The organism is Halobacillus ihumii, from assembly GCF_902726645.1.
GTDB lineage: Bacteria > Bacillota > Bacilli > Bacillales > Halobacillaceae > Halobacillus_A > Halobacillus_A ihumii.
Window position 1 is genome coordinate 2,069,945 of record NZ_CACVAO010000001.1, and the last position, 19,878, is coordinate 2,089,822.

16 protein-coding genes and 2 tRNA genes are annotated in these 19,878 nt (G+C 41.2%); 3 read left to right on the forward strand and 15 right to left on the reverse strand.

The annotated features are described in order from the left end of the window. Nucleotides 1–329: 329 nt before the first annotated feature. Nucleotides 330–821 carry a hypothetical protein gene (locus G6R08_RS10235; protein WP_163527881.1) on the forward strand — a complete coding sequence of 164 codons (492 nt, stop codon included), beginning with the start codon at nucleotides 330–332 and terminating at the stop codon, nucleotides 819–821. Nucleotides 822–864: 43 nt separating this feature from the next. On the opposite strand, the gene rlmH is transcribed toward G6R08_RS10235, so the two are convergent. The 15 genes from rlmH to G6R08_RS10310 all read right to left on the reverse strand — a co-directional run bounded on the left by rlmH (nucleotide 865) and on the right by G6R08_RS10310 (nucleotide 18,002). After that, complete coding sequence (gene rlmH, locus G6R08_RS10240; protein ID WP_163527882.1) at nucleotides 865–1,344, reverse strand: 23S rRNA (pseudouridine(1915)-N(3))-methyltransferase RlmH; 480 nt, start codon at nucleotides 1,342–1,344, stop codon at nucleotides 865–867. A gap of 232 nt (nucleotides 1,345–1,576) precedes the next feature. Continuing rightward, nucleotides 1,577–2,833, reverse strand: a complete 1,257-nt coding sequence (locus G6R08_RS10245; RefSeq protein ID WP_163527883.1) for a M48 family metallopeptidase — start codon at nucleotides 2,831–2,833, stop codon at nucleotides 1,577–1,579. A 196-nt stretch (nucleotides 2,834–3,029) separates the two neighbouring features. Next, nucleotides 3,030–4,943: an asparagine synthase (glutamine-hydrolyzing) gene (gene asnB / locus G6R08_RS10250; protein WP_163527884.1), complete on the reverse strand. Its 1,914-nt coding sequence runs from the start codon at nucleotides 4,941–4,943 to the stop codon at nucleotides 3,030–3,032. Nucleotides 4,944–5,327: 384 nt separating this feature from the next. After that, complete coding sequence (gene ltaE / locus G6R08_RS10255; RefSeq protein ID WP_163527885.1) at nucleotides 5,328–6,356, reverse strand: low-specificity L-threonine aldolase; 1,029 nt, start codon at nucleotides 6,354–6,356, stop codon at nucleotides 5,328–5,330. A 543-nt stretch (nucleotides 6,357–6,899) separates the two neighbouring features. Beyond that, complete coding sequence (locus G6R08_RS10260; RefSeq protein WP_275897954.1) at nucleotides 6,900–8,117, reverse strand: S1C family serine protease; 1,218 nt, start codon at nucleotides 8,115–8,117, stop codon at nucleotides 6,900–6,902. Nucleotides 8,118–8,195: 78 nt separating this feature from the next. Beyond that, the gene (locus G6R08_RS10265; protein WP_163527887.1) at nucleotides 8,196–8,990 is read right to left on the reverse strand and encodes an MBL fold metallo-hydrolase; all 795 of its coding nucleotides are present in this window, start codon (nucleotides 8,988–8,990) and stop codon (nucleotides 8,196–8,198) included. Nucleotides 8,991–9,009: 19 nt separating this feature from the next. Next, on the reverse strand, nucleotides 9,010–9,894 hold the full coding sequence (locus G6R08_RS10270; RefSeq protein ID WP_163527888.1) for a two-component system regulatory protein YycI: 885 nt from the start codon (nucleotides 9,892–9,894) through the stop codon (nucleotides 9,010–9,012). After that, entirely contained in the window at nucleotides 9,875–11,212 is a 1,338-nt protein-coding gene (locus G6R08_RS10275; RefSeq protein WP_163527889.1) for a YycH family regulatory protein, read from the reverse strand. The genes G6R08_RS10270 and G6R08_RS10275 overlap by 20 nt, the downstream gene beginning before the upstream one ends. Further along, nucleotides 11,209–13,050, reverse strand: a complete 1,842-nt coding sequence (gene walK, locus G6R08_RS10280) for a cell wall metabolism sensor histidine kinase WalK (protein ID WP_163527890.1) — start codon at nucleotides 13,048–13,050, stop codon at nucleotides 11,209–11,211. Before walK ends, G6R08_RS10275 begins: the two co-directional genes overlap by 4 nt. Nucleotides 13,051–13,056: 6 nt before the next feature. After that, entirely contained in the window at nucleotides 13,057–13,761 is a 705-nt protein-coding gene (gene yycF / locus G6R08_RS10285; protein ID WP_079529011.1) for a response regulator YycF, read from the reverse strand. A gap of 243 nt (nucleotides 13,762–14,004) precedes the next feature. Next, nucleotides 14,005–15,405 carry a peptidoglycan DD-metalloendopeptidase family protein gene (locus G6R08_RS10290; RefSeq protein ID WP_163527891.1) on the reverse strand — a complete coding sequence of 467 codons (1,401 nt, stop codon included), beginning with the start codon at nucleotides 15,403–15,405 and terminating at the stop codon, nucleotides 14,005–14,007. Between the two features lie 390 nt (nucleotides 15,406–15,795). Further along, nucleotides 15,796–15,868, reverse strand: a tRNA-Phe gene (locus G6R08_RS10295). 44 nt (nucleotides 15,869–15,912) lie between these two features. Continuing rightward, nucleotides 15,913–15,989: transfer RNA gene (locus G6R08_RS10300), tRNA-Asp, on the reverse strand. A gap of 101 nt (nucleotides 15,990–16,090) precedes the next feature. Next, the gene (locus tag G6R08_RS10305) at nucleotides 16,091–16,642 is read right to left on the reverse strand and encodes an LOG family protein (RefSeq protein ID WP_163527892.1); all 552 of its coding nucleotides are present in this window, start codon (nucleotides 16,640–16,642) and stop codon (nucleotides 16,091–16,093) included. Between the two features lie 70 nt (nucleotides 16,643–16,712). Next, nucleotides 16,713–18,002, reverse strand: a complete 1,290-nt coding sequence (locus G6R08_RS10310; RefSeq protein ID WP_163527893.1) for an adenylosuccinate synthase — start codon at nucleotides 18,000–18,002, stop codon at nucleotides 16,713–16,715. A gap of 226 nt (nucleotides 18,003–18,228) precedes the next feature. Here G6R08_RS10310 and G6R08_RS10315 point away from each other — a divergent pair, with 226 nt between their 5' ends. Together G6R08_RS10315 and G6R08_RS10320 are read left to right on the forward strand one after the other, a co-directional pair. After that, nucleotides 18,229–18,996 carry a DeoR/GlpR family DNA-binding transcription regulator gene (locus G6R08_RS10315; protein WP_163527894.1) on the forward strand — a complete coding sequence of 256 codons (768 nt, stop codon included), beginning with the start codon at nucleotides 18,229–18,231 and terminating at the stop codon, nucleotides 18,994–18,996. Nucleotides 18,997–18,998: 2 nt separating this feature from the next. Next, a complete protein-coding gene (locus G6R08_RS10320; RefSeq protein ID WP_163527895.1) occupies nucleotides 18,999–19,859 on the forward strand; it encodes a Cof-type HAD-IIB family hydrolase in 861 nt (286 codons plus the stop codon). Nucleotides 19,860–19,878: the final 19 nt, after the last annotated feature.

Genomic DNA, 19,878 nt, shown 5'->3' on the forward strand with positions numbered 1-19,878 from the left:
CGTTTGTTGAAAATCAAAAGCTTAATTTCTCACTAAAATACTGAGGAATTAAGCTTTTTTTATCTTTTAAAATCCTTAACGTTGTAAATCCGCATTTTCCTGACGTTACCCCTTATAGGAGAGGAGAGCCGTTTGTGCTTCCCTCTCTTTTTTTATAAAGAAAGCTGTTCCGGCTTAACATTCACCGAATGGGTAATTACACATAAATTAAAAGGGAGAAACACCATTGTTGGATTCCTTTGGAGAAGAAGTGGCTGGATTTATCATATAAATAAATCCAAACAGGATCCGTTTTTTTCCAATGTTTCTAATTGGGAGGACTTTTGAATATGATAAGTTTTTATTCTTTTCACGGTGTCATCACTGCGATTAGTGATTTTATAGTTGGAGCAGATGGAGAAGGAGAAGGTTGTTATAAATTACTAACTGTTGAAAACGGATTGGGACGAATTGTTAATTTCGTTGTTGCGTCTACAACTTACTTTGTCGATCAAGCTATGGTGGCGGTTGGTGACAGAGTAACGGGATATTATGATGGGAGTGCCCCGGTTCCATTAATCTATCCACCACAATACCGTGCACTTGTCATGGTAAAACACAGTTCGCCACAAAATGTAAAAGTAGAATTTTTTAACAGCCAGTTGGTGAGCAGTGATGGCCAACTAAAGTTACATGTATCCCCATTTACTCTAATAAGGTTACCGAATGGGCAAGCATTTTCAAAAGAAATTGCCAATCGAAATCTAATTGTTATCTATGGCTCCTCTACAAAAAGTATCCCAGCTCAAACTACTCCGTATAAAATAATAGTTTGGTGCTAGGTGTTATTAAATTGACCCGGTTCTATCATTAAAAAGACATCATTTACTTATGGTACGGTTCTCCTCGATTAATCTTAAAAGCCCGATAAATTTGCTCCACCAGCACCAGCCGCATCAACTGATGAGGAAACGTCATTTTAGAAAACGAAAGTCCGAAGTCCCTTCGCTGCATAACTTCATCACTCAACCCCAGTGATCCGCCAATGACAAAGGCGATCTTGCTCTTACCATAGGTAGCAAGGTCGTCCATTTTTTTGGCAAGTTTCTCCGATGTCAGCTGCTGGCCATCGATTTCCAGCGTTATAACATAGCTATCCGGATTGATTTTGCTCAGAATCCGCTCCCCTTCTTTTTGCTTCACTTCAAGCATTTGCGCTTCGCTTAAGTTTTCGGGAGCTTTTTCATCTGCAACTTCTATAACATCAACTTTAGCGTAAGGGCCAAGTCGTTTTACGTATTCTTGGATGCCTTGTTTCAAGTACTTCTCTTTTAGTTTCCCAACGGTTATGATAGTAATTTTCATGTCGTATCCTCCGTAAAAAAATGGTTACCCTTAGTGTACCATGTGGCCGGAGAACCTTTCATAATTTGAGTTAAAGAACAATCTATTTGGGTTAGCGAACAATCATGTTGAGTACGGGAACAATCTTCCCCCGTTAAGAAACAATCATGCCGAGTACGGGAACAATCCTCCTGAGAAGCGGAACAATCCCATGAAGTTACAGGACAATCCCCAGGGCAAACTCCCAGACATCTCACTCCTTATACTCCTCAAGCATGGAAATCCGCTCCATCATCGTTGGATGGCCATATCTGAAAAACTTGACGAGAGCGGGCGGATTCACGTCACTTAAGCCATTAACGGTTAATTTTTGAAAAGAGCCTACTGCTGCTTTTGGATCCTCGGTCATCTCGATAGCGTACTGGTCTGCTGCTTTTTCAGCTCCACGCGAAATGGCTAATTCAGCTGGACTTGACGCAAAGGACAACAAGGATAAGATGATAAACAATGCAGGCAGTGAGGATATATCAGCCACATGTTTCACACCCCAGCCTGCTCCCCATTTACGAACAACTACATGAAGAACTCGATAGGCAATGTACAAACCAATCAGACTGGAAAAAATGACAGCCGCTAGATTTAAATAAAGATGGTCCATCACATAATGGCCGATTTCGTGTGCCATAATGAACAAAACTTCTTTATCCTTCAGGTTATTTAAGGTCGTATCCCAAAGTACAATGCGCAGGTTCGAACCGATCCCATTTACATAAGCATTCATAGCGTTTGTTTCTTCAGACATATTGACCTGGTACACACGTTCAGCAGGAATGTCAGCTTCATCCGCAAGATTAAGGATCTTTTCCTCTAACATCGGATCATTTAATCTGGAGAAGTCATTGTAAAGCGGATCAATCACGACAGGCTGAATATACATCATAAAGATAAAGAAAGGGATAAGAAGGAACCAGGCATAGAGCCACCAGCGTTTCGTAAAGCGATTCATCAGCCAGTATAAAACAGTGATGAGAATAGTCATGATCAATGTCCCGATCCAGAAACTTAACAGCAGATCCTGCATCCAGCTTGAAAAACTTTGCGTTGAAATGCCGTATGTTACTGAAAGCTTGCGTTCAGCGTAATCGATCGGAAATGTAAGAATCCATGTAAATGCGGACAATAGTAATACATAAATAGGGATTTTAATGATGGAAAACCGGGAAACTCCTTCACCAAATCGCTTAAAAATGGAGGAAAGGCCAAAAACAAGTACACCTAAATAAATCAGTGCTTCTAAAGGAATTCCAATAAAAAATAAGAAATCCTTATATCTTGAGAATTCTTGACTCAATTCTAGTTCCTTCGTTGTCATAAAGGTAGATGGGTCGGCTGCTGTGCCTTGATAGGCAGCCGGCACTCCTGTACCAGCTATGTGGAACAAATAAAGATAGACGAGAAAGGCATAAATCGGGAAAAGAACAGCCGTCCACAGCACAAATCTTTTTTTCATCTTTTATTTAAGCCTCCGTTCTTTAATACACTCTATACTACTTGTACGAGTTCTATTCCTTTTTAGAACCTTCATTCTTTTTTAAGTAGTCTACGCCATTTAGTTATAAAGGAGGCTGTCAGCTTAACTGATGACAAAATAAGGTCAGCTCCATATGGAAGTGGAGCTGACCTTATAAGGAAGTTATTTTCAAAAATCAAACCATTACCATCTGTTCAAGTACTTTACTTTCCGTCTCATCTTCTTTCTGCAGCTCTTCAAAAGAATATACGCCTTCTACATAGATCTGATGCCACAGCATAAACACGAGTACCGTCCATATTTTTCTGGAGTAATCCCCTTTTTGCTGAACGTGTGCCTCCAGCAAATCAAGGACGACTGATTTATGAATGAGATGGTCTGTTTCACTTGTAACAATCAGTTTTTTCGCCCAGTCATACAATTCATTCCGCAGCCAATGGCGAATCGGTACAGGGAAGCCGAGCTTTTTACGATCCAGCACGTGATCCGGAACAATTCCGCGGGATGCTTTGCGTAAAATGGACTTCGTTGTACCGTCAGCAATCTTACTTGCAACCGGTAGCTCGCGAGCTACGTTAAACACTTCCTTATCGAGGAAAGGAACACGCAGTTCCAGTGAGTTCGCCATCGTCATTTTATCTGCTTTTAGTAAAATGTCTCCACGCAGCCATGTATGAATATCAACATATTGCATTTGGTGAACAGGATGATCATTCTCAACGTTTTCATACAGACTCTTCGTTAATGATTGATACGTACTGTCCTTGGAAAATTGCTTCAATAAATTTTCCTTCTCACGTTCTTCAAACATTTTCGCGTTGCCAATATAACGATCCTTCAATGGCGTGGTACCACGCTCAAGGAAGCTCTTGCCCCGGACGCCTTCAGGCAGCATATGCGCTACTTTTTGCAGGGCTTTTTTTACAACAGGCGGCATTGAATCAAATGCCTTCAATGACTCCGATTCACGATAAATATTATAGCCGCCGAAAAGCTCGTCTGCCCCTTCACCGGATAAAACGACCGTGACGTGCTTTCTTGCTTCTCGAGCAACAAAATAAAGCGGTACACAGGCCGGATCTGCTAATGGATCGTCCATGTGCCACATAATTTTAGGCAGCTTCTGAACGTATTCCTCAGGTGTGATGATGTATGAATGATTGGTTACGTTAAGTTTATCTGCTGTTTCTTTTGCTACGTCAACTTCTGAATAACCTTCACGCTCAAATCCTACAGAGAACGTTTTAATGTCTGGATTATATTCTCTGGCGATCGCCACGATGATCGATGAATCGATACCGCCAGATAGGAATGAACCTACAGGAACATCACTTCGCATGTGAACATCGACAGAATTATATAACGCATCCTGAATTTGTGAAATCATCCGATTCTCATCCGTAAGAACGGGTTGGAATGTAGCATGGAAATAACGCTCAATGACAAGCGGCTCATCTGGAGTTTTTACAAAATAATGACCCGGTTCCAGTTTTTGAACGCCTTCCGTTAATGTCATCGGTTCAGGGACATATTGATAGCTTAAATAGTGCTGCAAAGCCTCAGTATCTACCTTGCCGCCTGCTTCAGCCAGACTCTTCTTCTCAGATGCAAAACTTAAAGCATCGTCTGTCTTTGTATAAAACAATGGTTTAATGCCAAACGGGTCACGTGCCCCGTGCAAAGTATTCGTTTCCTTGTCCCAAATTAAAATAGCGAACATGCCCCGCAGCTTACTAAAGGCTTGTTCCTTCTGATCCTGGAATAGGACTGCAATCACTTCTGTGTCCGATTCTGTTTCGAAGGTATAACCTTTGTTCCTCAGCTGCTCGCGAAGTTCTACATAGTTATAAATTTCACCGTTGAAGACCATCCAGTAGCGATCATTCTCAAAGTGAAAGGGTTGATGACCACTCTCAATATCAATGATACTTAAGCGCCGAAATCCAAGTGAGATATATTCATCATGGTAATACCCTTCATCATCAGGGCCACGATGCTTAATAAAATTATTCTTTTTACTAAATTGTTGTTCATATTCCTGATTAACTTGATTTCCTTTGTTGTGTAATACCCCAATAAATCCGCACATAGGGAATCCTTCTTTCTTTTAGAGAAATTAGCGGGAAGCCTCGACACATTAGACTCACGTTCTCTCATGGTTATACTCCTAATGTACACGTTTTTAAAAACTGTATACTGCTTTTGAAGGAGAAAGTGTACAGCTCTCATATTTTGTCTAATGGTTTCCCAAAACGTTTGAAACAAGTCATTTAAAGCTGCTTGTCTATACAGATATTGTACCATGTTTTCTAATGCCTGTTATACCTAAATCTGACCATCCGGTGGCCTTGATGAACTTGAGAGCCTATTTCACTAATTAGACCTAAGTTGAAGACAAAAAGTTTCTTGTATACTACATTTTTCGTGGAAAAATTTGAATTGTGACTATTAATGGCGGAATTTATCATAAAATTTAACGATCTGAAAATAATTGTTTCACACGCTTTAGAACAGATTCTATATCTTTTGCACTCACATCATAGTTTGTTACGAATCTTACTGTTTCAGGTCCAAATGGAACTGCTAATACATCGATACTCTTTAAATCGGTCAGGAATTCATCAGCTGACTTTCCTAGGCCAGCTACATTAACCAGAACAATGTTGGTCTCTACTTGCCCTTCCAAACTTAGACCACCAATTTGGTCAAGTCCTTCAGCGAGTTGTCGGGCGTGTTCGTGATCTTCCGCTAATCGATCAACCATTTCGGATAAAGCTACTAATCCAGGTGCTGCAACCATACCCACCTGCCTCAGGCCGCCTCCCAGACGCTTGCGCCATTTTCGAGCTTTATTAATGAATTCATAAGAGCCGGATATGATTGAACCCATTGGAGCGCCGAGCCCTTTTGATAAACAAAACTGAACCGTATCCGCCTGAGCTGCATAATGTTCAAGTGATATACCTGACGCCACTGACGCATTGAACAACCTCGCTCCATCCAGGTGTACAGGGATCTGGCGCTCGCGAGCCACTTCATAAATGGCCTGCATATTTTCAAGTGGTACAACAGCTCCTCCGGCTTTATTATGGGTATTCTCTATACAAATAAGGCCGGTTTCTGGAAAATGAATATCCTCTGGACGGATAGCAGCCCGCACCTCTTCTGGGTCCATCGCTCCGCGGTTACCATGAATGGTTCGAGGCTGAACACCAGCCAATGCAGACATGGAGGCCCCTTCATATAAAAATAGATGGGAATTTGCCTCAAGCAGTACTTCATCACCTGGGTGACAATGTGTTAACACCGCCACCTGATTTCCCTGTGTTCCGCTTGTCACAAATAAAGCGGCTTCTTTACCAAGAAGTTTCGCAGCCATTTCCTCTAACAGGTGAACCGTAGGATCCTCGCCATATACATCATCTCCTACTTCGGCTTCAAAGGCAGCTTTTCTCATTGCTTGCGTTGGTTTTGTTACTGTATCACTTCGTAAATCGATCATATGTAATTCCTCCCTCATTTCCACCATTGTACGAAATAAACTTATTTCCGAACATCTTTTTGATCGCAGCATTTAATTTCAGAGTGATTTCTATATCAAGTGCACAACATGAAGGCCCTAATAGACATTTCTCGTATGTCGTTAGTAAAACCAGCTCATGTGTATGGATGGATGAACATATGTTTTCAATGATATGTGATTAACTAGCAGGTATTGTGGATAAACGCTAATACTGCGCCACCACTGTTATTCACATGTGGAAAGAAGGACTAACGAAAATAGTTACCCACAATTGTCCACAGACTTATACACACCCTATGTTAATTGGCTTTTACTAACAGGTTTTCCTAGGCTATGAACAAGTTATCCCCTGATTTTATCCACGCCTGTGCATAACTTAAAGTCTATATGGTAGTAGTATATATGTTCGCTACCATATATGCTATTTATCCATAGATTTATCAACATGCTGTGGATAAGTGTGTATGACTTCCGCTTAAAAAGGCGCATGCATTGATATGATCAATGCATGCGCCCTCATTTTTATTGCTGGGAACCTAACGTTACAGTAACCGTATTCTTTTCTCCGTCCCGATAATATGTGATTTCCATTTCATCACCAGGGTCTTTCTGTTTATAAAGATACTTGCGTAAGTCGATAATATCTTCTACCGGCTCACCATCGACCGCTGTAATGACATCAAGTGGTTCTAATCCAACTTTATCGGCAGGTGACATTCTCGTAATACTTCGAATGTATAAGCCGCCATCCACATCTTCAGGTAAATTCAAAGTGCTTCGCCATTCAGAAGTTGGAACTTGCGATAATGAGTAGGCTTCGATTCCTATGAATGCCCGATTAACTTGTCCATACTGCTCAAGCTCTGCGATGATCGGTTTAACTGTTTCAATTGGTATCGCAAAACCAATGCCTTCTACAGCTGACTGAGCGATTTTCATGGAGTTAATCCCAATGACTTGTCCTTCTATGTTTATAAGTGCTCCTCCGCTGTTTCCAGGGTTAATGGCTGCATCAGTTTGAATAACTTCTGATTGCCAGTCTTTTTGGCCGTCTCCATTAAAATCCTGAGGAATCGCCCGTTGTTTCCCGCTGATAATTCCTTTAGTGACGGATCCTGCAAATCGCAGGCCTAGAGGGTTTCCGATTGCAATAGCTGGTTCTCCTACTTGTAAGTTGTCAGATGAACCAAACTCAGCAACTTTCTTCACATTTTCACTCGACATCTTAAGTACTGCTAGATCAGTAAATACATCCCCGCCGACCAGCTGTGCTTTCTTCCTTGTACCATCGGAAAGAACGACTTCAATTTCGCTAGCCCCTTCAATGACGTGATAATTCGTCACTACATAGGCAGTGCCATCTTCTTTCTTATAAATAACTCCTGATCCGGCCCCTGCCTGCTCAGGATCCCCTCTCTGCTCCCAGAAATTTTGCTGAGATTGGAGGTTAATAACCCCTACAACTGCAGGAGATACTTCTTCCACCACTTTAGTAATTTGGCTTGTTACATCTAACTCGACTGTTTGTGCGGGGTCCTCATTGGGAGTACCCCCATCCTCAGCCGATTGTTGTTCATTTGGAGTAATATTATATGGCAGTATGTTTGTCTGGACCAGCGCTGGTAAAGCGAGCAGCACGAGAACTGCTCCAAGAACGACCCCAACGATCGTTGGCATAACAAAGCGACGTCGACCTTTTTGCCGCTGATTGGCTGGTGAATGATCGTCATAATAACCCACGTTTTCCACCTTTCCTTTCATTTCGGCTTTCCTTCTACCTATCTTATTGTTACCTTATCCCAACCCATTTAAAACCTGCTATACTTCATAAATTGGTGTGGCCTGTGCCGGATCGGTATCATGAAGCTCAATACGTGATCCAACCTCAAAGCCACGCTCTTCCAATACATTCTTAACGGACATACGGGCTAAATCCTTCATGTTATTATCGAGACTTAAATGTGCTAGATATATCCGTTTGGTCCGATCAGTTAATATATCAGACAGAGCGAGAGCAGAATCCTCGTTAGACACATGCCCTGAGTCGCCTAGAATCCTCCGCTTTACATTCCATGGATAGCGCCCCATGCGCAGCATACTCACATCATGATTGGATTCAAATATATAAGCATCAGCATCCTCAACAGTTTTTTTAATCCGTTCAGAAACATACCCTAAATCAGTAACGAGTGCCACCTTTTTCCGGCTGTTACGAAATGTATAAAACATCGGTTCTGCTGCGTCATGTGAAACAGCAAAGGACTCAACATCAATTCCGCCAAATGATTTCGTTTCTTCCATATTAAAGTGGAATTTCTGGTCAACAGATAGCTTGCCAAGTTGTCCTTCCATTGCATTCCATGTCTTTTCATTTGCATAAATAGGCAGCTTATAACGGCGGGCCATGATTCCAAGGCCTTTGATATGATCACTATGTTCATGGGTAACCAGAATTCTGGTCAGTTCTGCCGGATCCACATCCACTTGTTCCAGCAACCCTTCAATCCTTTTCCCGCTAAGACCAGCATCAACCAGGATCTTCTCTTCTCCAGATTCTATATAAAAAGCATTCCCCGTACTTCCTGATGCTAGTACGCTAAGTCTTAATGTCATATAGACACTCCATCTCCCTTTATTCTTCAGTGTTTTCTCCTTTATTTGTTATAACGGTTTGACTATTCCCCGACTTGATCTCTTCAAAGCCATTCATAGTTTTTTGAATAAACTCATTTTCATCAAGTTGTAAATAAATGGGCTTGGCTGCCAGAGCAGAATAAAAAGCATCGTCATTACCATTAATGGTCACTTTCCATACAGGAGCGAATAATTGCTTACTCGCTTTTCCCCCAGGGTCTAAGCTATATGCTGAATAGTAGCCAATCGACATGTCCGTAACTGTGTCTCCCCCATTTATAACTCCATCCGTATATAACCGTTCTACCACTTCCAACGGGTTTATCAATTCTTGTTTCTCTTCCCCTGACTGATTCAGTACCTTGAGGCGAACAAGCTGATAGCCCGTCATTTTGCCGTTTTCAATATGAACAATCAGCACACCGCCAGAGTTATAATACACTGTTCGAGAATTTGCCTTTTGGAAAAAAACTGCCCTGCCCAGCTCTTCATTCAAGTTCCAAAATGAATATTGGCTGCTAAATGGAACATATTTGCTGACAACTCCTGCAAGTGTTTCTTCTGTTACTTCAACAGGCTCATCTAAAGTCGAGGCTAAAAGGTTCTTATTATATACTTTAGCCGTCTGGCCCTCAAGTTTACTTATCACCTCAAGCTGCTCTTCAGTGAAGTCACCAGCAGAAGCAGTGAGTAAACTTACTGTAGGTGCTTCTTCTGGTACATTATTGGAAATGGTTATATCTGCGTTGCTTAAGCTCGTTTCATATTGAGAATCTCCAATCGTTTGAATACTGGTTTGCTTATCCAGAAATTGTTGAAGAAGGAATAAATCGAGCACAAGGAAACTAAAGATGAACAACGTTTTAATTTGCCCCCATTGCACCAGCTACCCCTCCTTCTCGTGCGAATGATTCTTCGACTTCTTTCCAGCTGCCATTCTCTAAGATAAACCATTTAGGAATTAGGGAATAGCCCCCATATCCCCCACTTTGCTGTACAAGCTTGTAGCCGATTTCGATATCTTCAATGAGCTTACTATTATACTTGCGCGATTCATTAATAAGGGCAATAATTTTATCCCCTGATGAAAGTGTGTCTGTTCCATCTGATTTATTAATCGAGGGTTCCAGACGAACCAATGGGCGTGTATAACGTTTCTCTTGACCATTTTGATAATCTACCTTAATGGTATGAATGTTATCTTCACTTGCCAAAACCGGTAAATGTTTTTGATACATATAATAGGTGATCGACGTGTTCGCTGTCGACAAATCACCTAGCCTGAAGGTGTCTGTCCACCCCTCATGCGCATTGATGAAGCTAATACTCTTATCTAATACCTCATAAGAACTCATGGCAGTCTGAGGAGAAGGCTCACTAGGCAACTTAGAAAAAACCATTCGTTTCCCGCCTATCATCACCTCGAGATTACTGAGGGAATCAGTAAGTCTTTGTTCTACTCTTGGAGCAGGGAAACTCTCGACAATGGAGGGATCTTCAAATAATGAGTTCTTTAAAGGAGCAACCGGAATTGTAGTAGTATCCAGAATGTGCCAAGGAACTACAACCTTGTCTTTTGGAAGAAATATTCGCTTCTCTCCATCGCCAGTAAACATAACTTGTTCCCTTAGTCCTTCGGTAGTGGCAATTAAATTTTCCAGCTGATATATATTTTCGCTTCGAAGTGAGGCCTCATATGCGAGAGCATCCTTCGATTCAGGTTTAAAGAAGACATCTACACTGCCATTGTCATTAATTGAAAAAAAGATTCTCCTAAATTCACCTGAAGAAGGACCGAAATCCTGTTCTCCAAGAGTAAAGATGTTTTTAATGGCCTGAGCAGGTATATTCGTCGGAAAAATAACCTCCATCATTTTGGCCGCTTCAGGAACAACACGGTTTTCCACTGTGTGAATATTAAACAGCGTCCAATTTTTCATGATCTTGTAAGCATTCTCACGATCTTTGCCATCTTCAAAAGAATAATGAGCTCCGTTCCTATGAAATACAAACTGAGAAGGGGCAATTAAGGAAGACATTTTAACTTCCTTACCGCCAATTGTAGTCTCATCTACTACATTTTCATTGTCCTCACCTACCTCATCAGTGAGAGGCTGATAATTCCATAAGCCGACAGTTAATAATAAACTAAAACAAATAAGAATTAATAAAATGATGGACTTAAGTGTTTCAAACTTCATTTTTTCCGCCTCCGCTTCTGACTGATTAGCGGAAGTGTAAAGAAGACAGTGGTCCCCTTACCTTCTTGGCTTTTAGCCCATATTTCACCATGATGGGCTTCAATTATTTCCCGGGCAATAGCTAGTCCAAGTCCTGTACCGCCCATTTCTCTCGACCGTGCTTTATCGACACGATAAAAGCGGTCAAATATTTTATCGACTGTGTCGGAAGGCATACCTAGTCCCTGATCCGAGATGCTCACTTGAAGATGTTTATTAACAGGCTGTGCTTGGAAGGTAATGGTTCCTCCTTCAGGCGAATACTTAATCGCATTTGAAATCACATTGTCTAGAACTTGTGTGATTTTATCTTTATCGATCCATACAAAAAGGTGTTGCTTGGAAAGCTCACGTTGATGAGCCGTATTTTCGTCCCGATTCATCTCGAAGCGATCTATAATATGTCCGAAGAAAGGGACAAAATCGACTTTTTCCTTAAATAATCCAGTGTCTTCCTTACGCTCCATTTTCGACAATTGGAGCAAATCATTGACGAGTCGAATCATTCGATCTGTTTCATTTTGCGTCACATCTAAGAATCTTGGTGCAATTTCTTCGTCCTTCCACGCACCGTCCGTCAGTGCCTCAATATAGCTCCTCATCGTTGTCAACGGAGTACGGAGTTCATGTGACACATTCGACACAAATTCTCGTCGCTCCTGTTCTACTTTTTCTTGTTCAGTTACATCACTAAGTACAGTAATAAAGCCATTCATCTCTTCATTTTCGTCTTGTACAACAGAGAAATTAGCTTTTAATAGAAGGTGCTGGTCCTCCTCACTCAAATCAATAATCACTGAACCAATGGAATCAATCTCTGACACTTCACCGATCTGATCCGTTAAGTCCAAGATATCAATTAATGATTGCCCTTGGACTTCTTCAAAGCTTTGTCCAATCAGTTTAGACGCTGGAGCATTCATTAATGTTACAGCTCCTAAACGATCTGTTGCGATAACCCCGTCTGACATGTTGGAAAGGACGGAACTAAGTTTCCTTCGTTCTCCTTCGGTGGTGGCTTGAGATAACTTTAACTTATCCGTTAAATCATTAAAGGCTATCCCTAATTGTCCGATCTCATCGTTTCCGTGAACCGTTACTTTTTGTGAAAAGTCGCCCGTAGACATGACTAAAGCCTGTCTTCGCATCGCAGACAGAGGTTTCGTGATCGTCCGTGCGACCAAAATTCCAAGTAATGCAGTAATTGTAATAGCCAGCACTGCCCCCGTAGCAAAAATATTATTGATCGTCTGAAGCTGTTCATAAACTTCACTCATATCAGCTTGATAAAACACGGCACCGAGTGCTTGTTCTTCGTTACTGCTAAGGATAGAAGTTGCCCCTACTAATAAGCGGTTACCCGTTTCTCCATCCTGCCTCATAACTGGTGAAGTATCGGAAGAGGGCAGTTGTAAAGCAGAGGTGATTCGAGGATTAATAACCTTCTTCCCAACGTTTGAATTTCTTAACTCTTCATTTTGTTCTGCAATGATACGTCCATTACTATCTACCACCAGAAGTTTTTGGATGTCAGATTCGTCAAAATCCTGAATTAAATTTTGGACATCGGACTTGAGACTAGGATCTGTTTCGTCTCGTTCTAATTGAAATGAATTTTGCAAGCTATAAGTAAGAGAGCGAATCGTCCCTTCGACGGAACTCGTAAAGTTATCCTTAAGCTGCTCCTCAAGCTTATCAACAAAATATGCCCCAATCACCTGAATACCTAACAGGAGTAATAAAATATAAACAACAATAAGCTTCAGTCTGACTGACTGAAAAAAGCTCACTTTCTTCATATAACCCTACTCCTGCTCTGGGTTTCTCAAATAGTAACCGACCCCGCGTCGAGTCACAATCCATGCTGGATTACTCGGATTCTCCTCAATTTTTTCACGAAGACGACGAACCGTAACATCGACTGTACGTACATCTCCGTAGTAATCATACCCCCACACTGTCTCGAGCAAATGCTCACGAGTCATCACTTGTCCAATATGACGGGCAAGGTAATGCAGCAATTCAAATTCACGGTGCGTAAGTTCAATATAGGATCCATCCCGAGTGACTGTATAGGCATCAGGGTGAATGGCTAAACGTCCGATCGTAATGTCTTTCGATTGTTGAGACTGATCCTCTGGTTCTTGCTGATGTCTGCGCAAATTAGCCTTTACCCTGGCAATCAGCTCACGATTACTGAACGGTTTGGTCACATAGTCATCGGCACCCATCTCCAAGCCTAATACCTTATCGATTTCTGCATCTTTTGCTGTCAGCATTATAATCGGCATCGTGTGATTTTTACGGACCTCACGACACACTTCATTCCCATCTTTATGAGGCAGCATAATATCAAGCAAAATTAAATCAGGGTCTTCTTGATCTGCTTTTTGAATGGCTTCATCCCCATCATAAGCGCAGACCACATCATAGCCCTCTTTTTCTAAATTAAACTTCAATATATCTGCAATTGGCTTTTCATCGTCTACTACTAAGATCTTTAGCGCCATACTAGTCACTTCCTTTTCATCTACTTCAATACTTTCCCTTATTTTAACTTATTTACAGCCAAATGTCTTACTTCAACTGAAATAACCTCCCTGCATAAGGGAGAAGCGCTGTTCTTGCGTGTCTTGAGCGCTTTGCGCTCAAGACGGCTAACTTCATTCAAACTTGTCCATAGCTTAAGTAAACACATTTATATTATCCTAAACAAACAAAAAACCGCTATGATGCACATAGCGGTTCGTCTATTAAAAATATGAAAGGGGATTTTGTAAGGAACCATCTTTATATACTTCAAAGTGCAAGTGTACCCCTGTTGAATCTCCAGTCGTTCCCATAACTCCGATCGCGCTTCCCTTTTCAACAGTTTCCCCTGGACTTACACTAATGGACGCTAAATGAGCGTAAATGGTTTTATAGCCATTGTTATGATTGATCACGACCTTATTCCCATAGTCGCCATCACTTCCTGCTGAAACAACGACTCCATTGTCAGCTGATTTAATCGTATGGTCACTCACACCAGAGATATCAATCCCTTTATGAAAGTCGCCCCATCTTGAACCTTGCTCACTTGTAATCGTCCCGCCTACAGCCGGCCATTCAAATTCTCCAGTCCCTTGTGATGGTGTCACTTTCGTTCCTTTTAGAATGATTTCTTTAACAGGTTCTGTAATGACTTCTTCATCCAATGTTTTCTCTTTGATTACATTACCGTTTTTCTCTTTTAAGGAATAATGAACTTCCTTTTTTCCTTCCTGCCCCTCTTGTTTTACTTCTGTTTCACCTTTACGAAGATCATCTGTTTCAACAACCTTCGTCTCGTAAGAAATCGTCTCCTCTTTGATCCCTTCTTCTGTAACGAGAACCTTTGTTAACGGTTCAAGCTCTGTCACATTCAGTTCTTGTCCAATCTGTAAAGGTTCCCCTTTACTTAGTTCAGGATTCAACTCGTACAATTTCTCCTTGGAGAGATCATACTTAGAAGATATTTCGCTAAGTACTTCACCTTCTTCGACAGTGTGAAGCGTTTCTTCCGGTGTCCCTTTTTGTAAAATATTCACGGCTTCCTCTACCGTTACAACTTCCCCAGGTTTCACTTTTTCTTCTTTTTTTGAAACCTCATTAGTAAGTTTAACGTCTATTATAGTAGAATCATCAATATTCGGTTCTTCACCATTCTCTTTTCTCTCTTTTAAGTTACGAAGCACCTCTTCATCAACATATTGCGCTTTGTACTGCTGGATAGCTTTCTGGGCCTTATCTTCACTTGGAAGATAAGCTACAGTTCGATCACCGACTGTTAATGCCACAGCATCGGCCACAATAGTGATATCGTTTTTGATGACATTCATAACTTCTTCATTATCATGAGAAGGTGTAAACATTTTTTCAGGTACGTACACTATATCTCTTTCTGTTGTAACCTGAAGATGATTACGATCTTCCTGGGCTTGGTCCAAGCGTTGATCTATATAGGTTTGAACGACTTCCTTTTCGTCCACTACTCCTACATGTTTATCTCCCATATATACGTGGTATATAGTTTCCAGATTGCCTTCAGCATATGATGTAGCCCCAAGGCTCAAACCAAATCCAAGCAAAGTCATTATGGCGACTTTTTTCCAAATACCAGTCGTCTGTTTCACGGTCCTTTCCCCCAAATCAAATCTCTATCTCTCTCTTTTTTTATATAGTTGACACCTTTTTCAAGGTATCATAACTAAACATGATTCGACAGGATATTTAAAAGATGTAAACAATTTATAATATTGCTTCCAAAATTCTCTTATAAGGTGTAATCAAATTCCCAAAAGGTGTACTTTTACACAAATTAATGGGTTATTTATCCATCATTATTGCGCAAATGTTACACAGATCGATAAAAAGGTGCAAATAGTCCTCTCTAAAGGGGTTTTTGTCGAATTAACGCAGCCAAAATTGAATCCACCTGGCTCCATTGTAGGTTCCTAACTATAGTTTCATAATAAGAAATACTAAAAACGCCCGTGAGCAGCTCACGGGCGTTTGTTTAATAGTGGCTCGGGACGGAATCGAACCGCCGACACACGGATTTTCAGTCCGTTGCTCTACCGACTGAGCTACCGAGCCATAATAATATAAAATTTAAAGTAAACAGGAAGTTTTATGTAAAATGGCGGTCCGGACGGGACTCGAACCCGCGACCTCCTGCGTGACAGGCAGGCATTCTAACCAACTGAACTACCGGACCGTTTCTTACGGCAACGATATTTATCATATCATAGAGCTATACAAACAGCAATAGATTTTTTGATTAGTCCTTTCAAAAGAGAAATTGGAAGGGTAGTCCCTCTATTTCTCTCTCAGCCAACTTTGCATCTTCTCTATAAGTCCTCTTGGTTCAGCAGCTTGTAAAATCAAGCTCCGGTTAGACTCGGCAACAAATCCTGCTTGAATTGCATGATCAATCAGGTTTAGGAGCGGAGTATAATAATCCTCAGTATTTAGCAGCGCAATGGGCTTCGTGTGCAACCCAATTTGAGCCCACGTTATCGTTTCGAACAGTTCCTCGAATGTCCCGAACCCTCCAGGAAGGGCAATAAAGCCATCAGCCAATTCGCTCATTTTAGCTTTTCTTTCATGCATGGTTTTGACCTCAATAAATGAAGTCAGCTTTTGGTGAGCAATTTCTTTTTCAAAAAGCGGTGTCGGCATAATACCTGTCACGCTTCCTCCTGATGCTAAAATGGAGTCAGCCAGTTCCCCCATTAGTCCACTCTTAGCTCCACCGTATACAAGTTCGATTTGTTTCTCGGCAAAAACTTCACCCAATACCTTTGATTGTTCTGTAAATGCCGGGTTACTCCCAGGCTTTGATCCAGCATAAACACTTATTCTTTTCATAGTAAGCTCCTTTCCTCACACAAAACACGTCCCCCCTAAAGAGGGAGACGTGCTTATTCTTTCTATTATACTATTCGCTATATACACTTCGTACAACATTTGTTTGGGAACGGTCAGGGCCAACTGAAAAGATGGACAACGGAATACCTGTCAGCTGCGATACACGCTCCAAGTAATGACGAGCATTCACAGGCAAATCAGAAAGCGTTTTAGCTCCGGTGATATCTTCTTTCCATCCCGGCATCTCTTCATAGACAGGTTCACATTCAGCTAACACTTTCAAACTAGCTGGAAACTCCTTAATAATCTCACCTTTATATTTATAGGCTACACAAATTTTTAATGTATCAATTCCTGTCAGGACATCAATAGAGTTTAAAGAAAGGTCTGTAATCCCGCTTACTCGGCGCGCATGGCGAACTACTACACTATCAAACCAGCCGACTCGGCGCGGACGTCCTGTTGTTGTTCCGTATTCACGGCCCACTTCACGAATTTGTTTCCCCACTTCATTATCCAGTTCTGTAGGAAAAGGCCCATCTCCCACACGTGTCGTGTAAGCTTTTGAAACACCGACCACGTGTTTGATTTTTGAAGGCCCTACCCCTGAACCAATTGTGACACCGCCCGCAATAGGGTTAGAGGAAGTTACAAATGGATAGGTCCCCTGGTCAATATCCAGCATAACTCCTTGAGCCCCTTCAAACAGAACGCGCCGCCCTTCATCTAAGCTATCATTCAAGACGACTGATGTATCACAAACGTATTCTTTAATTTTTTGTCCATACTCGTAATATTCATCTAGTATTTCATCTACAGTAAATGGTGTTGTTTCATATACTTTTTCAAATAAACGATTTTTTTCTGCTATATTCTGTTCAAGCTTTTCACGAAAACTCTCTTTGTCCAGAAGATCAGCCACCCTAATCCCTGTTCTGGCTGCTTTATCCATATAGGCTGGGCCAATTCCTTTTCGTGTTGTTCCAATTTTATTGGCACCTTTTTCTTCTTCCTGCAGTGCATCAAGTTTCAGGTGGTATGGAAGGATAATATGTGCACGATTGCTGATTCGCAAATTATCCGTTGAAATTCCTCGATCATGTAAGTACTTCAATTCTTCTAAGAGAGCCTTCGGATCGACAACCATCCCATTTCCTAAAACACAAATCTTCTCACCAAAAAAGATCCCTGAAGGAATCAGATGCAATTTATACGTGACTTCATCAAATTTAATGGTATGCCCCGCGTTGTTTCCGCCTTGATAACGAGCTACAACTTCGGCATTTTGTGATAGAAAATCAGTAATTTTACCTTTACCTTCATCGCCCCATTGGGTTCCGACAACTACTACTGAAGACATAATGGCACCTCCGCCAATAAAATTTACTTTTTAAATTAAATACATGGTCAGTTTATCAATATTTTATTCATTCGTCAACGCAAACCCGAACAATATATATTATTTTAATAATAATGTTCGATTATACTACTTCTTGTTATTACTTATATATACTTATAATAACTTATATCACTTGAACTAAATGTCATAATTACTTATAATAACTTACAAAGGAGTGATGATTGCAATGTACCAAGAGGAACGGCTTATTGAGATTCTTACTTACTTAAGGAATGAAAAACGAATTTCAGTAGAAAAAATCTGCGAACTCTTTGACGTTTCTCGTGATACAGCCCGGAGAGACCTCGTAAAGCTCGAAGAACAGCAAGCGATTTTACGAACAAGAGGGGGAGCCATCCCGCCTTCTATTCATAACAAAATTAAGGACTATTCCAATCGCCTTCGGACTGATTCCGGAGAAAAATTCCATATTGGGCGAAAAGCAGCCTCACTGATCAGGAATGGCGATAAAGTGATATTAGATGCTTCAACTACTGTTCAGTCATGCGCAGATCAAATGAAAGAAATCGACTGTACTGTTATTACAAATTCTATTAACCAGGCAGAAATTTTATCAAATAAAGCAAACGTTACGATTCATTTACTCGGTGGCCAGCTGCATAAGGAACATCGTTTTTTATATGGCACCTCCGTCATTGACCGGCTCTCAAAATATTACGTCGATCATGCTTTCATTGGCGTAGTAGGGATCTCCGAGCATGGCTTAACTATTGCTCATGAAGAAGACGGTATGGTGAAAAGAAAAATGCTTGAACAGGCCAAACAGGTTACGGTTCTTGCTGACCATACTAAGATAGGAATAACCGATTTTTACCAGTATGCAAGTTTAGAAGATATCGACCTGCTGATTACAGATCGTACACCTAGTACTGAATTTCAGAAGCTTCTCAGCACCCACCAGGTCGAGTTGGTCGTAACGGAGGAGGAGGCATAACTATGAAAATGATTGCCATTGATTTGGATGGAACTCTTTTAAATAGTCAAAGTTCCATCAGTGAAGAAAATATTGCAGCGATTAAAAAGGCTCAAGCTAGAGGAATAGAAGTTGTCATTGCTACGGGACGAGCTGAATTCGATGTGCGGGAAGTTTTCAAAAATACTGGACTGCTCACATGGGTAATAGGAGCAAATGGAGCCACCATGCATCAGCCTGATGGGGGATACTTTGACGCTACTTCCATTGATCCTAAAGATGGGAAAGAGATATTACAGTGGCTTGAACAGGAGGAATTCTATTATGAGGTCTTCAGTGATTCAGCAATCCTTACTCCACAGAATGGCCGGGAACTGCTCAATATCGAACTTGATAGGATTAGGAGTGCCAATCCAAAAGCAGATATTTCCGATTTAAAGCTGGCCATGAACAAACAATTTGGACAGCAAGGGTTTCTGCATGTTGAATCATATCAAGAAATTCTGGCGGCCGATGTTCCGCTCTACAATGTGCTCGCTTTTTCGTTTGATCAGGATAAACTCACCACAGGCTGGCGTCAGTTCGAGGAACACGACCATTTAACGTTAGTCAGCTCTTCTCTTCATAACTTCGAACTTGAGCATAAGGATGCTTCAAAGGGCAACGCATTGAGAAGATTAGCGGATTATAAAGGCATCTCCCTGCAAGATACTGGTGTAATTGGAGACAGTCCTAATGATCTGTCCATGTTCGAAGCCGCTGGCCACAGTGCAGCAATGTCAAATGCCCATGATTTAGTGAAAAAAGCCGGCGACTGTATAACAAAGTCCAATGATGAACACGGAGTTGCCCATATCATTGATAAATGGCTTACGTCTTATTGATTCATACACACTCGGCGTA

Bases quoted from the DNA above. Each gene is read 5' to 3' on its own strand.
- walK (WP_163527890.1), bottom strand. From the start codon at position 13,050: ATGAAGAAAGTGAGCTTTTTTCAGTCAGTCAGACTGAAGCTTATTGTT.
- G6R08_RS10320 (WP_163527895.1), top strand. From the start codon at position 18,999: ATGAAAATGATTGCCATTGATTTGGATGGAACTCTTTTAAATAGTCAA.
- rlmH (WP_163527882.1), bottom strand. From the start codon at position 1,344: ATGAAAATTACTATCATAACCGTTGGGAAACTAAAAGAGAAGTACTTG.
- G6R08_RS10310 (WP_163527893.1), bottom strand. From the start codon at position 18,002: ATGTCTTCAGTAGTAGTTGTCGGAACCCAATGGGGCGATGAAGGTAAA.
- G6R08_RS10315 (WP_163527894.1), top strand. From the start codon at position 18,229: ATGTACCAAGAGGAACGGCTTATTGAGATTCTTACTTACTTAAGGAAT.
- G6R08_RS10275 (WP_163527889.1), bottom strand. From the start codon at position 11,212: ATGAAGTTTGAAACACTTAAGTCCATCATTTTATTAATTCTTATTTGT.
- G6R08_RS10305 (WP_163527892.1), bottom strand. From the start codon at position 16,642: ATGAAAAGAATAAGTGTTTATGCTGGATCAAAGCCTGGGAGTAACCCG.
- ltaE (WP_163527885.1), bottom strand. From the start codon at position 6,356: ATGATCGATTTACGAAGTGATACAGTAACAAAACCAACGCAAGCAATG.
- yycF (WP_079529011.1), bottom strand. From the start codon at position 13,761: ATGGCGCTAAAGATCTTAGTAGTAGACGATGAAAAGCCAATTGCAGAT.
- G6R08_RS10245 (WP_163527883.1), bottom strand. From the start codon at position 2,833: ATGAAAAAAAGATTTGTGCTGTGGACGGCTGTTCTTTTCCCGATTTAT.
- asnB (WP_163527884.1), bottom strand. From the start codon at position 4,943: ATGTGCGGATTTATTGGGGTATTACACAACAAAGGAAATCAAGTTAAT.
- G6R08_RS10235 (WP_163527881.1), top strand. From the start codon at position 330: ATGATAAGTTTTTATTCTTTTCACGGTGTCATCACTGCGATTAGTGAT.
- G6R08_RS10265 (WP_163527887.1), bottom strand. From the start codon at position 8,990: ATGACATTAAGACTTAGCGTACTAGCATCAGGAAGTACGGGGAATGCT.